The 12,296-nt window shown below is 60.6% G+C and carries 16 protein-coding genes; 10 read left to right on the top strand and 6 right to left on the bottom strand.

Annotation, left to right across the window (positions count from 1 at the left end):
• Positions 1 to 63 precede the first annotated feature (63 nt).
• The 3 genes from DSM14862_RS01860 to DSM14862_RS01850 all read right to left on the bottom strand — a co-directional run bounded on the left by DSM14862_RS01860 (position 64) and on the right by DSM14862_RS01850 (position 2,588).
• Positions 64 to 1,164 carry a site-specific DNA-methyltransferase gene (locus tag DSM14862_RS01860; RefSeq protein ID WP_007118707.1) on the bottom strand — a complete coding sequence of 367 codons (1,101 nt, stop codon included), beginning with the start codon at positions 1,162 to 1,164 and terminating at the stop codon, positions 64 to 66.
• Positions 1,165 to 1,252: 88 nt separating this feature from the next.
• Positions 1,253 to 1,882 carry a ribonuclease HII gene (locus DSM14862_RS01855; protein WP_040700820.1) on the bottom strand — a complete coding sequence of 210 codons (630 nt, stop codon included), beginning with the start codon at positions 1,880 to 1,882 and terminating at the stop codon, positions 1,253 to 1,255.
• 124 nt (positions 1,883 to 2,006) lie between these two features.
• Entirely contained in the window at positions 2,007 to 2,588 is a 582-nt protein-coding gene (locus tag DSM14862_RS01850; RefSeq protein ID WP_007118705.1) for a hypothetical protein, read from the bottom strand.
• 248 nt (positions 2,589 to 2,836) lie between these two features.
• On the opposite strand from DSM14862_RS01850, the gene DSM14862_RS01845 reads away from it, so the two are divergent.
• The 3 genes from DSM14862_RS01845 (at position 2,837) to DSM14862_RS01835 (ending at position 4,937) form a co-directional block, all read left to right on the top strand.
• Entirely contained in the window at positions 2,837 to 3,130 is a 294-nt protein-coding gene (locus DSM14862_RS01845) for a hypothetical protein (RefSeq protein ID WP_007118704.1), read from the top strand.
• 1 nt (position 3,131) lies between these two features.
• Positions 3,132 to 3,806, top strand: coding sequence for a winged helix-turn-helix domain-containing protein (locus tag DSM14862_RS01840; RefSeq protein ID WP_007118703.1), 675 nt, complete (start codon positions 3,132 to 3,134; stop codon positions 3,804 to 3,806).
• Positions 3,807 to 3,914: 108 nt separating this feature from the next.
• Positions 3,915 to 4,937: an aspartate-semialdehyde dehydrogenase gene (locus DSM14862_RS01835; RefSeq protein WP_007118702.1), complete on the top strand. Its 1,023-nt coding sequence runs from the start codon at positions 3,915 to 3,917 to the stop codon at positions 4,935 to 4,937.
• Positions 4,938 to 5,016: 79 nt separating this feature from the next.
• Here the strand turns inward: DSM14862_RS01835 and DSM14862_RS01830 are convergent, their stop codons facing one another.
• On the bottom strand, positions 5,017 to 5,667 hold the full coding sequence (locus DSM14862_RS01830; RefSeq protein WP_007118701.1) for a carbonic anhydrase: 651 nt from the start codon (positions 5,665 to 5,667) through the stop codon (positions 5,017 to 5,019).
• Between the two features lie 155 nt (positions 5,668 to 5,822).
• Here DSM14862_RS01830 and DSM14862_RS01825 point away from each other — a divergent pair, with 155 nt between their 5' ends.
• From DSM14862_RS01825 to DSM14862_RS01815, 3 genes are all read left to right on the top strand, one after another.
• On the top strand, positions 5,823 to 6,200 hold the full coding sequence (locus DSM14862_RS01825) for a hypothetical protein (RefSeq protein ID WP_007118700.1): 378 nt from the start codon (positions 5,823 to 5,825) through the stop codon (positions 6,198 to 6,200).
• Between the two features lie 63 nt (positions 6,201 to 6,263).
• A complete protein-coding gene (locus tag DSM14862_RS01820; RefSeq protein ID WP_007118699.1) occupies positions 6,264 to 7,646 on the top strand; it encodes a leucyl aminopeptidase family protein in 1,383 nt (460 codons plus the stop codon).
• A complete protein-coding gene (locus tag DSM14862_RS01815; RefSeq protein WP_007118698.1) occupies positions 7,643 to 8,425 on the top strand; it encodes a C40 family peptidase in 783 nt (260 codons plus the stop codon). The genes DSM14862_RS01820 and DSM14862_RS01815 overlap by 4 nt, the downstream gene beginning before the upstream one ends.
• Here DSM14862_RS01815 and DSM14862_RS01810 read toward each other — a convergent pair.
• The gene (locus DSM14862_RS01810; protein ID WP_040700818.1) at positions 8,422 to 8,769 is read right to left on the bottom strand and encodes a DUF2794 domain-containing protein; all 348 of its coding nucleotides are present in this window, start codon (positions 8,767 to 8,769) and stop codon (positions 8,422 to 8,424) included. The genes DSM14862_RS01815 and DSM14862_RS01810 overlap by 4 nt on opposite strands.
• 130 nt (positions 8,770 to 8,899) lie before the next feature.
• Between DSM14862_RS01810 and paaI the strand changes: the two genes are divergently transcribed.
• A complete protein-coding gene (gene paaI, locus DSM14862_RS01805) occupies positions 8,900 to 9,337 on the top strand; it encodes a hydroxyphenylacetyl-CoA thioesterase PaaI (RefSeq protein WP_040700816.1) in 438 nt (145 codons plus the stop codon).
• Positions 9,337 to 10,647: a phenylacetate--CoA ligase PaaK gene (gene paaK, locus DSM14862_RS01800; RefSeq protein ID WP_007118695.1), complete on the top strand. Its 1,311-nt coding sequence runs from the start codon at positions 9,337 to 9,339 to the stop codon at positions 10,645 to 10,647. The genes paaI and paaK overlap by 1 nt, the downstream gene beginning before the upstream one ends.
• A gap of 11 nt (positions 10,648 to 10,658) precedes the next feature.
• On the opposite strand, the gene DSM14862_RS01795 is transcribed toward paaK, so the two are convergent.
• Positions 10,659 to 10,778 (bottom strand): I78 family peptidase inhibitor, encoded by a 120-nt coding sequence (locus DSM14862_RS01795; RefSeq protein ID WP_165481270.1) that lies wholly within the window; start codon positions 10,776 to 10,778, stop codon positions 10,659 to 10,661.
• A gap of 1 nt (position 10,779) precedes the next feature.
• Between DSM14862_RS01795 and DSM14862_RS01790 the strand changes: the two genes are divergently transcribed.
• Both DSM14862_RS01790 and mbfA read left to right on the top strand, forming a co-directional pair.
• Positions 10,780 to 11,163, top strand: coding sequence for a hypothetical protein (locus DSM14862_RS01790; protein ID WP_165481269.1), 384 nt, complete (start codon positions 10,780 to 10,782; stop codon positions 11,161 to 11,163).
• A gap of 139 nt (positions 11,164 to 11,302) precedes the next feature.
• Complete coding sequence (gene mbfA, locus DSM14862_RS01785; RefSeq protein WP_007118692.1) at positions 11,303 to 12,277, top strand: iron exporter MbfA; 975 nt, start codon at positions 11,303 to 11,305, stop codon at positions 12,275 to 12,277.
• Positions 12,278 to 12,296 lie beyond the last annotated feature (19 nt).

Below are 12,296 nucleotides of genomic sequence, written 5' to 3'. Positions count from 1 at the left end.
GTGTGGCTGCCCGTCACGCAGAGGGGCCACGGGTGCCGGCGGTGTTCGATTGTTCGGAGTAGATCAGTTGGCCATCTCGGCTCTGATCTGCTGACGCAGAATGTCGATCGGGACATTCTTGCCGTCTTTCTTGTAGCACCAATAGGTCCAGCCATTGCAGCTTGGCGCTTTCTCATAGGCCGCGCCTACCTGATGGATCGACCCTTTGACATCGCTGCCAATCAGGGTGCCATCGGCACGGACTTTGGCCTTGTGGCGGCCATTCATGGAATAGAGGTTTTCGCCCGGGCGCAGCATGCCACGCTCGACCAACTGACCGAAAGGCACGCGCGGTTCAGCACGTTTAGAGGTGGTGGTTTGCAGCGCTTCGTTGTCGAATTTGCGCACCATGGAGATGCGTTTTTCGGCAACCTTGCGATAGGCTGCCTCACGCTCGATCCCGATAAAATCGCGGCCCAGCATCTTGGCCACAGCGCCGGTGGTGCCGGTGCCAAAGAACGGATCGAGAATCACATCGCCGGGGTTGGTCGAGCCAACGAGGATGCGGTGCAACAGGCTCTCGGGCTTTTGCGTCGGATGCGCCTTGTCGCCCGCATCGTCTTTCAGACGCTCATGGCCGGTGCAGATCGGCAGTACCCAATCGCTGCGCATCTGGATGCCTTCGTTCAGCGCCTTCAAAGCTTCATAGTTAAAGGTGTATTTGCTGTTCTCGCTTTTGCCGGCCCAAATCATCGTCTCATGGGCGTTGGTGAAGCGTTTGCCGCGGAAGTTCGGCATCGGGTTGGACTTGCGCCAGACCACATCGTTGAGGATCCAGAACCCCTGATCCTGCAGCGCTGCGCCGACACGGAAGATGTTGTGATAGCTGCCGATCACCCAGATCGCGCCGTCGGGTTTCAGCAAACGCCGCGCGGCTTTAAGCCAAGCGCGGGTGAAATCATCATAGGCTTTGAAGCTGGCGAATTGGTCCCATTCGTCATCAACTGCATCGACCTTGGAGTTGTCCGGGCGATGCAAATCACCCCGCAACTGCAAGTTGTAGGGCGGATCCGCGAAGATCAGATCCACCGACTCTGCTGGAAGGGCGTTCATTGCCTCAATGCAATCGCCCGCAACAATAGTGTTCAAGGGAAGCGCCGCAGCGCCCTTTGTCATCGTTTTCATATCTCTGCCTCATTACCCGGCGCTTAAGCGCTCATTGGTTGTGGATAAAATGGGGCATCAGAGATTCGTGGTCAATTTCTTTTTTGAATCAATCGGTTAACAAATTAGCTTGATACAAGATGTTGTGTATAGGTTTGAATAAACGTCTATGGTGTGGGGTAACACCAAGATCCCGCAGGGCAGCCATGTGGCTTTTCGATCCGTAGCCCATATTGGTTTCCCAGCCATATCCAGGATGCTGTTGCGCCAAGTCCACCATGAGTCTATCGCGCACGGTTTTGGCAACGATAGAAGCCGCTGAGATCGACAGACAGCGGGCGTCCCCTTTCACCACAGGTTGCGCCGGAAGGCTCAGATCGCGTGGAAGCATATTGCCGTCGATCAATGCGTAATCCGCCGCGCAGGCCAATCCGGCAAGTGCGCGGGTCATCGCCAAATGGCTGGCACGCAAGATGTTGTGTTCTTCGATCTCTTCGACGGTGGCATGGGCCACGCAAACGACAGCCATCGACATGATCTCATCATAGAGCCGTTCTCGGGCGCGGGCGGTCAGCTTTTTAGAATCGTTCAGCCCCTCGGGGATCTGCCCTTCGGTAAAGACCACAGCGGCGGCTGTGACCGGCCCGGCCAGCGGGCCACGGCCCACTTCGTCCACACCGGCGATGGTGCGAAAGCCGCGGGTAATCGCGCCGCGTTCAAATTCAAAGTCAGGTATCATGGGGCGGGTGAAACCGCATGCGCCCAAAAGGTGCAACAAAAAAGAGAAAGGGGAGGCGCCCGAACACCCCCCCTTTCAAAACCCGAGCGACAGGGACGTGCCGCTCGGTCAAGGCACGTCGGTGTTACCGACGGGCCAAGCTGTAACCCGAGTCGCGCAGGCAGCGGGCATCATAGCCGTAGCGTGCGCCGTCCGCCGTCTTCACGCGCTTGGCGCAATAGTTTGGCAGTCGGTCGACTTGGGTATAATTCTCTTCAAGGCAGGGCTCACCGAACATCATCACCTTGCCGTCTTCGCCGTCATAGCTGCGGAAGCACTGCTGCGGCAGCTGCTTGCGGTCGACCCGCTCTGGCAAAGGGCGCACTTCGCGCTTGGGGTAGGTGGCGCGGTCGCGCTCAGGATTGGTCTGGACGCTGCGGCGCGGCTCGGGGCGCGGATCAATATAGGGGCGCTGGTGTGGCCGCTTGGAAACCGTGGGGTAAAGGCGTGGCGCCTCATAGACCGGCGCGGCGCGGCGACGGGTGACCGTTTCGCGTTCTTCGCGGTCCTTTTTGTTGTCGTAGATCATCTTGCCTACGATTGCGACGCCCGCAATCGCGGCGAGGGTGCGCAACACTTCCTTTTCATCGGCAGCGGCAGGACGGGCACCAAAAGCGGTGATGGCAACCGACAGGGCGGCGATGGTAGCAATGAACTTGCGGTACATGGGTCTGGTCCCTTCTCGTTTATCGACGCGTTCGCTGCGCCCTTGATCGTCTACGGCCTTAACTCGGGGGCCGCGTATCGGTTACGGCCTTAACTCGGGGGCCGCGTATCGGTTCGTGTGTCTGTTGGTGCCATCAAATTGGGGGGAGGGCCAAAGACAGGCAATAGCAGGGGGTCGTTATCCGATAACAGGGCACCAAAAGCGGCTTGGTTATTGAATATCAACGGGCGAAAGCGCATTAAAAACATATGAAAAACCCATGCCTCACCCTCTCGACCGCGCTGGCGGTCACCCTGGCCCTGCCCGCAGCGGCAACGGCCGGATGCTTTGCCGATTACAAGGCCAAGCAAGACAATCCGCTGCGCCTCCATTACGGGGTGGCGCAGATTTCCGAGGCCTGTGAGCCAGCCTCCGCCGAATCCGAACTTACACCGCGTCTTGCGGCGGAGGGCTGGACATTGTTGAATGTACTGTCTGTCTTCGATGACGAAGGCTTGGATCAAAGGAAAGACAGTGCAGGAACATTCTACCTCCGCTTCTGACATGCGCAGATTTGGCGGGCGTTTCGTGATCGGTGGCATCGCCGCCGTCGTGGCCGTACTTCTGGCCGGGGCGGTTGTGCTACTCTGGGCGCTGCCAGATGCGAACGTCTTTAATGCGCGGGTTGAGCGGATCTTTATCGAAAATGACGATCTGACCACCCAGGCCGAGATCAAACTGCTCGAAATCCTCGCTCAATCCGGCACTGCATTCTCAGAGACTTTGGCCAGCTACCGTGTCGTTATTGTCGTGCTGCTGGTCTTTGCCAGCGCCATGCTGGTCGCGGCGATGGTATTTTTGTTCATGCTCGTCGGCTTCAACCGCCGCATGGCACAGATTGAGCGGACGGGCATTCAGGTGAATTCCCTGCTGATCAGCCGCGAAGAAAACACCGTTTACCTCAACAACCTCGGCTTCAAACTCACCGCCGCCGCGATGGAGACGATGTCTGTCCTTGCGGAAGCGCGGATGGATGACGACGTGCTGTCGGGCTCTGAGATTGAAGGCATGATCTCGGGCCGCAATGCCGCGGATTGTGATGAGGCCGCCGGTGCCACGCGGATCAAACGCCTGCGCGACACACTGGGCAACCAACTGGTGTCGGAACTGCTGGTCAAAAACATCGCCCGGCGCGGCTACATGTTGGCGATCAACAAGGACGTCATCAAGGTTCTTTAACCCCGGCAGAGCGCCGCTCTGCCCTGCCCGCGCGCGGCTGGCCCTAGCCAACGCCCTGCAGGCACGTTAAATGGCGTCAAATTTAATTGGACAGACTGGAGTAATCAGATGGGTTATCGCGTCGCCGTCGTCGGTGCCACAGGCAATGTGGGCCGTGAAATGTTGAACATCCTTGCAGAGCGTCAGTTCCCCGTGGACGAGATCGTGGCGCTGGCCAGCCGCCGCTCGCTGGGGTCCGAGATCAGCTTTGGGGATAAAACCCTGAAGTCCAAAGACCTCGACACTTTCGATTTCACCGGCTGGGACATCGCGCTTTTCGCCGTGGGCTCCGAAGCGACCAAGAAATACGCCCCTGCCGCTGCCAAAGCGGGCTGCGTGGTCATCGATAACTCGTCGCTCTACCGCTATGATCAAGACGTGCCGTTGATCGTGCCGGAAGTGAACCCCGAGGCCGTGCACGGCTATTCCAAGAAAAACATCATCGCCAACCCCAACTGCTCTACCGCGCAGATGGTTGTGGCGCTGAAGCCACTGCACGACCGTGCGGGCATCAAACGCGTTGTCGTCTCGACCTACCAGTCGGTGTCCGGCGCGGGCAAGGACGGCATTGATGAGCTTTGGGATCAGACCAAGAGCATCTACAACCCGACTGACGATAAGCCTGCGACCAAGTTCACCAAGCAGATCGCCTTCAACGTGATTCCGCATATCGACGTCTTTCTTGAGGACGGTTCGACCAAGGAAGAATGGAAGATGGTCGCTGAGACCAAGAAAATCATCGACACCAGCATCAAGGTCACCGCGACCTGCGTGCGCGTCCCGGTTTTCGTAGGCCACGCCGAAGCCATCAACATCGAGTTTGAAGACCACCTTGATGAAGCCGAAGCCCGCGACATCCTGCGCGAAGCACCGGGCATCATGGTGATCGACAAGCGCGAAGACGGTGGCTACGTCACGCCCGTCGAATGCGTCGGCGATTTCGCCACTTTCATCAGCCGCATCCGTCAGGACAGCACCATCGACAACGGTCTGAACCTGTGGTGCGTTAGCGACAACCTGCGCAAGGGTGCCGCCCTGAACGCCGTGCAGATCGCCGAGCTGCTGGGCCGCGAAGTGCTGAAAAAGGGCTGAGCTTCAGCCACAGTTCTGGAATAGGAAAGGGGGCCAAGCGGCCCCCTTTTTTCATCTCAACAGTTTAGGTTCGACAAACTTAAACCGGCTCGAACTTATGCGCCTTGGCGTCGTAATATTCCAAGCTGCCCTCGCCGATGTCCGTCCACAGCCCGTGCAGGCTCAACGTGCCGGCATCGACCTTTTCCTTGATCCAAGGGAAAGTCATCAGGTTCTCAAGTGAGGTCATCACCGCCTGCCGCTCAAGCTGAATCTGCTGCTCTGCCGGGTCTTCGACCTTCTCCACCAGATCATATTTTGGGCGCAGCAGGTCCATCCAACGGCCTACGAAACTGTCTTGGTTCTCAAGCTCAGGCGCTTTGCCCTGACACATCTGGATACAACTTGCGACGCCGCCGCAGCTGGAATGGCCCAACACGATCAGATGCGCGACCTTCAGTGCGTTCACGGCATATTCCACCGCTGCCGAGGTGCCGTGCTGCTTGCCATCCGGCTCATAGGGCGGGACGAGGTTGGCGATATTGCGGTGAATAAAGAACTCCCCCTGATCCGCGCCAAAGATCGAGGTCACATGCACGCGGCTGTCGCAGCAGGAGATCACCATCGCGCGTGGGCGCTGCCCTTCGGCGGCCAAACGGCGGTACCAGGTTTGGTTTTCGGCATAGCCAGTCGCCTTCCACCCTTGATAGCGTTGCAACAGATACGACGGCAGAGCCTTGGCCTTGTCCATGTGTAAACGTCCCCTAATGCGTGATGTGGTTTTAGCGCAGATAGCGCAAATGCCATACGAATTCGAGAGAAAAGGCACTGCCATCGCAACCCTTTAAACATCTTCTCGCGCCATAGTGCTTCAAGGCCGTGGGGGCTGATTGAAGGATGATAACGATGCAACTTATGCAAATACGCCCGACCGAGCAGGTCAATGTCGATCAAGATTGTTTGGGGCTGCTTTACACCCAACTTGGCGAGGTGGGGGCCGAAGATGTCGTTTGCCGCGCGATGGAGGAATTGGCCCTGCGCATGTCACATTGCAAAAAGCTGCATCAGGCCCAAGACCGTGCAGGGTTACGCAAGAGCGTGCACCGCCTGATCGCAATTGCAGAGCAGATTGGCATGGCGCTGGTAGCTCAGGTCGCGGCAGATGTGATGGCCTGTATCGACGCCGAGGATGATATCGCGACGGCGGCAACCCTATCACGGTTGGTCCGCAGCGGGGAACGGTCACTGACCGCGATTTGGGACTTGCCGGACCTGACGATCTGACCGCTTGCGGGTGGCGATGGAAAAGGTAGGCTGCGCGCAAATCCCGATTTGCAAAGGTTTGTCATGTCCGCCGAATTCGCCCCCCCCTCCTCCGCCACCCTGCCGCTGCATGTCTTGAGCGAAGCCGCGCTTGAGGGTTGGCTTGCCGATCAACCCAAGCCGGTGCAGGCTTGGGTCGATGCCAGTGGCTTTGCCGGGGGGCTGGGTCAGGCGCTTGTCGTGCCGGGCGCCGAGGGCACGCCGGTGATGGCGCTGGCAGGCTATGGCAATGACGCGGCACGCCGCCGGGGGCGGTTCCACCTTGCTGCCGCCGTCGCGCGCCTGCCCGCAGGCGAGTACCGCATCGAGAGTGGGCTGCCCAAGGATCAAGCGGCCAATGAGGCGCTCGGCTGGCTGCTCGCAGGCTACCGTTTCGACCGCTACCGCGACCAGACTCCGCTGGCAGCCCGTCTTGTTGCGCCCGAAGGGATCGACGCCGATCAAATCGCTGCACTGGCCACGGGCGAAATGCTGACCCGCGACCTGATCAACACCCCCGCCTCTGACATGGGGCCGCCCGATCTCGAAGCTGCCGCGCGCAAATTGGCCGAGCAGCATGGCGCGAGGATCGAAGTCACCACCGGCGACGCGCTGCTAGAGAACAACCTGCCGATGATCCACACCGTAGGCCGCGCCGCCGACCGCGCGCCGCGCTTGATCGACATGGCATGGGGCGATACGGGGCCAAAGTTGACGCTTGTTGGCAAAGGTGTCTGTTTTGACACTGGCGGGCTGAACCTGAAACCCGGTGCCTCAATGGCATTAATGAAAAAGGACATGGGCGGGGCCGCTGCCGTGCTGGGCCTGGCGCATATGATCATGGCTACCGGAATGGCAGTGCAGCTCCGCGTGCTGATCCCGGCGGTGGAAAATTCCGTCTCTGGCAACGCCTTCCGCCCAGGCGACATCCTCACCTCGCGCAAGGGGCTGACGGTTGAGATCAACAACACCGATGCCGAAGGGCGCTTGGTGCTGGCCGACGCGCTGGCGCTGGCGGATGAAGATAAACCCGATCAGATCATCTCAATGGCGACGCTCACGGGGGCCGCACGGGTGGCCGTGGGGCCAGACCTCGCGCCCTATTACTGTGATGACGCGGATTTCGTCGCGGCACTGGAAAACGCCGCTGCCGGTTCTGCCGATCCGGTCTGGCGGATGCCCTTCCATGATGCCTATGAAGCGCTGATTGAGCCCGGCATCGCCGACCTCGACAACGCGCCCAAGGGGGGCTTTGCCGGGTCGATCACCGCGGCACTTTTCCTGCGCCGTTTTGTGACCGACAGCAAATACGCGCATTTTGATATCTACGGCTGGCAGCCTGCTGACGCCCCTGCACGGCCCAAAGGTGGCACCGGCCAAGGCACGCGCGCGCTCTATGCCGCACTGCCAGCCCTGCTGAAACTATGAGCGATCCGCGCCTCACCCCTGATCCAGCCCTCGCCACCCAGAACCGCCCCGCGCAGGTTGCGGTGCCGGTGGCCGACCTTTGCCGCCGGCCCGACGGGCCACGCGACCGGCAGGTGTTGTTTGGTGAGCCGTTGACCGTGCTGCATGAAGCCTCAGGCTGGGCCTATGTGCAGGCCGAGAAGGATGGCTATTGCGGCCACGTCCGGCAAAGCGCGCTCACCGCGCCGCGCAAGGCCACCCATCGCGTCAGCGTGCCCGCCACCCACGCCTATGCCCGCGCCGACCTCAAATCGCCTGACCTGCTTAGCCTTAGTTTCGGCAGTTTGGTGACGGTCACGGCCGAGACCAAGGATTTCGCCGAAACCCCGCAGGGCCATATCCCGCGGGTCCATCTCGCCCCCGTCGATGCCCGGCAAACCGACCCCGCGCAGGTGGCCGCGCTGTTCCTCGGCACGCCCTACCTTTGGGGTGGCAACAGCCGTTGGGGGATCGATTGCTCGGGCCTCGTGCAGGCAGCACTACTCGCTTGCGGCATCCCCTGCCCCGGTGACAGCGACCAACAAGAGACCACCGTGGGCGCGCCGGTCAGTAGTGACTATCAGCGCAACGATCTACTGTTCTGGAAAGGCCATGTGGCGCTGGTGGTGGATGCCGAGACGATGATCCACGCCAATGCGCATGCGATGGCGGTGCGCTATGAAAATATCGCCGATGCCATCGCCCGGATCGAAGCCGGGGGTGATGGCCCGGTCACCGCACATCGCCGCCTCGGCGCTTAATCTACTGCGCGGATCAGCTTGCGCTCCAACACGCGCAGCACGGCCTTAAGGTCATGGCCCCGGCGCAGCACTTGCCCGCCGGTGCCCACCACCGCATACATCCCCTGCCGGTTGCGCAACTTCGGCCGCTTTTCGATCCGGTAGAGCGGTATCTCTGCCGTGCGCCGAAAGACCGAGAACACTGCCACTTCTTTCAGATGAGAAATCCCGTAGTCGCGCCACTCTCCCGCGGCGACCATTCGGCCATAAAGCGATAGGATCAGCGACAATTCCGTGCGGTGAAAGGCGACCTGTTCAGGGGTACGTTCAAAAGCCGAGATCGGCGATGGGGGCTCAATGCTCATAGTTTGACAGTTGACCCTGACGGAGGTCAAATCAAGCCCTGACATGGCCGAATGCGCCGCTCAAATTTCCTTGAAAGCGTTACAGAATTGTGCAACCAATCTGAAAAATGAAACACAAAGGCATGGCGAAATGACCCCAAAAGCCCGCGCCCGCAAATGCGCCGACGTGATGTTTGCCCAAGATTCCGCCTCTGCCGGACTGGGCATGACCATCGACGATGTGACCCCCGGCGGTGCGGTTCTGTCGATGTCGGTGCGCGCGGATATGCTCAACGGTCACGGCATTTGCCACGGAGGTTTCATCTTTACACTGGCCGACAGCGCCTTTGCTTTTGCCTGCAATAGCTACAACCAGACCACTGTCGCCCAGCAGAACCAGATCACCTATCTCAGCCCCGGTCAGCCGGAGGAGCGGCTGACCGCCACCGCGCGCGAAGTGTCACGCAGCGGGCGGTCGGGCATCTATGATGTGACCGTCACGGGCGCGGATGACCGTGTCGTGGCCCTGTTTCGCGGGCTCTCCCGCAGCATCAAGGGCCAGCTATTTTCCGAGGAGGAGCCGACCTGATGAAAGACCTGACCCCCGCAAAGGACACGCTCGACCCTATTGAGATCGCCAGCCGGGACGAGATCAGCGCCCTGCAATTGGACCGTCTGAAATGGTCTCTGCGCCACGCCTACGACAATGTGCCCTTCTATAAGCAAAGCTTTGACGATGCGGGGGTGCATCCGGACGACCTGAAAGACCTCTCCGATCTGTCACGTTTTCCCTTCACGGTGAAAACCGACCTGCGCGACAATTACCCCTTTGGCATGTTCGCCGTGCCGCGCGATCAGGTGGCGCGAATTCATGCCTCTTCGGGCACCACGGGGCAGCCGACGGTGGTGGGTTACACTAAGGACGACCTCGCCAATTGGGGCCAAGTCGTCGCCCGCTCCCTGCGCGCGGCAGGGATGCGGCCCGGTGACATGCTGCACAATGCTTATGGCTATGGGCTGTTCACGGGCGGCTTGGGCATCCACCTTGGCGCCGATGCGCTTGGCCTGTCGACCGTGCCGATCTCGGGCGGGATGACACCACGCCAAGTGCGGCTGATCGAGGATTTCCAGCCCAAGGGCATCACCGTGACCCCGTCCTACGCGTTGTCGATTTTGGATGAATTCGCCAACCAAGGCATCGACCCGCGCCAATCTTCGCTGGAGGTTGGGATCTTCGGGGCCGAACCTTGGACCAATGCCATGCGGCTAGAAATCGAACAGGCCTTCGACATGCATGCCGTCGACATCTACGGCCTAAGCGAAGTCATGGGGCCGGGCGTGTCGATGGAATGTGTGGAGACCAAGGACGGGCTGCACATCTGGGAAGATCACTTCTATCCCGAGATCATCAACCCCGAAACCGGTGCCCCGGTTAAGGACGGTGAGATGGGCGAGCTGGTGTTCACCTCCCTCACCAAACAGGCCTTCCCGATCATCCGCTACCGCACCCGCGATTTGACACGTCTACTGGCCGGCACCGCCCGCTCCATGCGCCGGATGGAGAAGGTCACGGGCCGCAGCGATGATATGATCATCCTGCGCGGGGTGAATGTCTTTCCGACACAGATCGAAGAGGCGCTGATGGCCACACCGGGGCTTGCGCCGCATTTCCAGATCGAGCTGTCGCGCCCCGACCGAATGGATCAGATGCGCGTGCTGTGCGAATGCGCGAATGCCAGCATCACCACCGACGCCCGCGCCGCTGCGATCAAGGCGCTCTCGGCCCAAATCAAACAAACGGTCGGCATTTCGGTCAAGGTTGAGGTCATGGACGTCGGTGGCGTTGCCCGATCAGAGGGCAAAGCCGTGCGCATTCTCGACAAGCGACCAAAGGGCTAAACGCCCCAAGCCTAGCCGCAGGTGACCCGTGCAATCTTTCCTTCCGCGTCCAACACGATGTTGGTGCGGTTGGGGTTGGCGTCCATGGTCACTGAATCGCCCTCAGTATAGACGCGCTTGGGCTCTGACACGATGCTTGCAGCGGCACGTGGGCGTCCAACCAAACCCCACCAGCTGCCCTCCTTACAGGATTTCGCCAGCGGCTTGGCAGGCGTGGGCGCGGTAGGTGTGCTGGAACTGCTAGAGCTGCTAGAGTTGCTGGACGGCTCATTCACCGCATTGATGACCGAACTAGGCAGGGGCTTGGGTTTCGTCGAGGCGGCGGCTGTTTCTGTTCGTGCTGGACGGGGCGCTGTCTGGGCGGGCGGTGTCGTTGTGGCCCTCGGAGGCGTTATCTGTGCCCTCGGCGCCGTGGGCGCCGGAATGGGGTTCTGTACCGGTGCAGTCGCCACTTCGGCGCAGCCTGCCACCAATAGGGGTGCCAAGAAAACTAATCTCATGTTCCAAACCTCGTAATTCGCGTGGCGTCGGAGCAAGGGCCGACCATCCCGCAACAGGTAGGTCCATCCCGCGCGCCGCCAAGGGCAAGGCGCTTTGCATTTGCTGGAACCCGCCGATAACACTACTGTAAGCGCCAGATCACGGAGCCTTCCCCATGCGATTTTCTTTCAACCGCAAACGTTTCAAAGACCTGAGCGAACAAGAGGTGCTGGCGCTCGCCATCTCCTCCGAAGAGGATGACGCGCGCATCTATCGGGGCTACGCCGAACGGCTGCACGCCGAATACCCCGACAGCGCCGCCGTCTTTAAAGGGATGGCTGAGGAGGAAAATGAACACCGCCGCCGCCTCATTGACCTACACCGCAGCCGCTTTGGAGAGGTGATCCCCCTCCTCCGACGCGAGCACGTCTCAGGCTACTACGCGCGCCGCCCAGTCTGGCTGATCGAGAACCTCTCGCTGGAGCGCATCCGGCAAGAGGCCGCCGCGATGGAGCAGGACGCCGAGAAATTCTACCTCGCCGCAGCAGCCCGCACCACCGACGCGGCCACCCGGCAACTGCTCGGCGATCTGGCCGCGGCCGAGGCAGGGCACCAAGACAGCGCACAAGACCTGACCGAGAAACACCTCGATGACGACAGCCGCAGCGACGAAGACAATCGCGCGCATCGGCAATTCCTGCTAACATGGGTGCAGCCGGGCTTGGCCGGGCTGATGGACGGCTCCGTCTCAACCCTCGCCCCGATCTTTGCCACCGCCTTTGCCACCCATAATACCTGGACGACCTTCCTCGTCGGCCTCGCCGCCAGTGTCGGCGCGGGCATCTCGATGGGGTTTACTGAGGCCGCGTCCGACGATGGCGAGTTGTCGGGCCGGGGATCCCCCATCAAGCGCGGGGTGGCGTCGGGCGTGATGACCACTGTAGGCGGCTTAGGCCATGCGCTGCCGTATCTGATCACCGACTTCTGGACCGCGACCGTGGTGGCGATCATCGTCGTCTTTGTGGAGCTTTGGGCGATCGCGTGGATCCAGAATAAGTTCATGGAAACACCCTTTTTCCGCGCCGCGTTCCAAGTGGTGCTGGGCGGCGCGTTGGTCTTTGCTGCCGGGGTGCTGATCGGCTCAGGGTAGGGCAATGCCCCCTGCCCCA

It is taken from the genome of Sulfitobacter indolifex, assembly GCF_022788655.1.
GTDB classification, from domain to species: Bacteria; Pseudomonadota; Alphaproteobacteria; order Rhodobacterales; family Rhodobacteraceae; genus Sulfitobacter; species Sulfitobacter indolifex.
This window is presented reverse-complemented; position numbering and strand designations above follow the sequence as displayed.

What these genes read in the sequence shown, in the direction of transcription:
- DSM14862_RS01840 (WP_007118703.1), top strand. Translation starts at nt 3,132, where the DNA reads ATGCGCAGATTTGGCGGGCGTTTCGTGATCGGTGGCATCGCCGCCGTC.
- DSM14862_RS01855 (WP_040700820.1), bottom strand. Translation starts at nt 1,882, where the DNA reads ATGATACCTGACTTTGAATTTGAACGCGGCGCGATTACCCGCGGCTTT.
- DSM14862_RS01825 (WP_007118700.1), top strand. Translation starts at nt 5,823, where the DNA reads ATGCAACTTATGCAAATACGCCCGACCGAGCAGGTCAATGTCGATCAA.
- DSM14862_RS01850 (WP_007118705.1), bottom strand. Translation starts at nt 2,588, where the DNA reads ATGTACCGCAAGTTCATTGCTACCATCGCCGCCCTGTCGGTTGCCATC.
- DSM14862_RS01830 (WP_007118701.1), bottom strand. Translation starts at nt 5,667, where the DNA reads ATGGACAAGGCCAAGGCTCTGCCGTCGTATCTGTTGCAACGCTATCAA.
- paaI (WP_040700816.1), top strand. Translation starts at nt 8,900, where the DNA reads ATGACCCCAAAAGCCCGCGCCCGCAAATGCGCCGACGTGATGTTTGCC.
- mbfA (WP_007118692.1), top strand. Translation starts at nt 11,303, where the DNA reads ATGCGATTTTCTTTCAACCGCAAACGTTTCAAAGACCTGAGCGAACAA.
- DSM14862_RS01815 (WP_007118698.1), top strand. Translation starts at nt 7,643, where the DNA reads ATGAGCGATCCGCGCCTCACCCCTGATCCAGCCCTCGCCACCCAGAAC.
- DSM14862_RS01810 (WP_040700818.1), bottom strand. Translation starts at nt 8,769, where the DNA reads ATGAGCATTGAGCCCCCATCGCCGATCTCGGCTTTTGAACGTACCCCT.
- DSM14862_RS01835 (WP_007118702.1), top strand. Translation starts at nt 3,915, where the DNA reads ATGGGTTATCGCGTCGCCGTCGTCGGTGCCACAGGCAATGTGGGCCGT.
- DSM14862_RS01845 (WP_007118704.1), top strand. Translation starts at nt 2,837, where the DNA reads ATGAAAAACCCATGCCTCACCCTCTCGACCGCGCTGGCGGTCACCCTG.
- DSM14862_RS01860 (WP_007118707.1), bottom strand. Translation starts at nt 1,164, where the DNA reads ATGAAAACGATGACAAAGGGCGCTGCGGCGCTTCCCTTGAACACTATT.
- DSM14862_RS01820 (WP_007118699.1), top strand. Translation starts at nt 6,264, where the DNA reads ATGTCCGCCGAATTCGCCCCCCCCTCCTCCGCCACCCTGCCGCTGCAT.
- DSM14862_RS01790 (WP_165481269.1), top strand. Translation starts at nt 10,780, where the DNA reads ATGCTTGCAGCGGCACGTGGGCGTCCAACCAAACCCCACCAGCTGCCC.
- paaK (WP_007118695.1), top strand. Translation starts at nt 9,337, where the DNA reads ATGAAAGACCTGACCCCCGCAAAGGACACGCTCGACCCTATTGAGATC.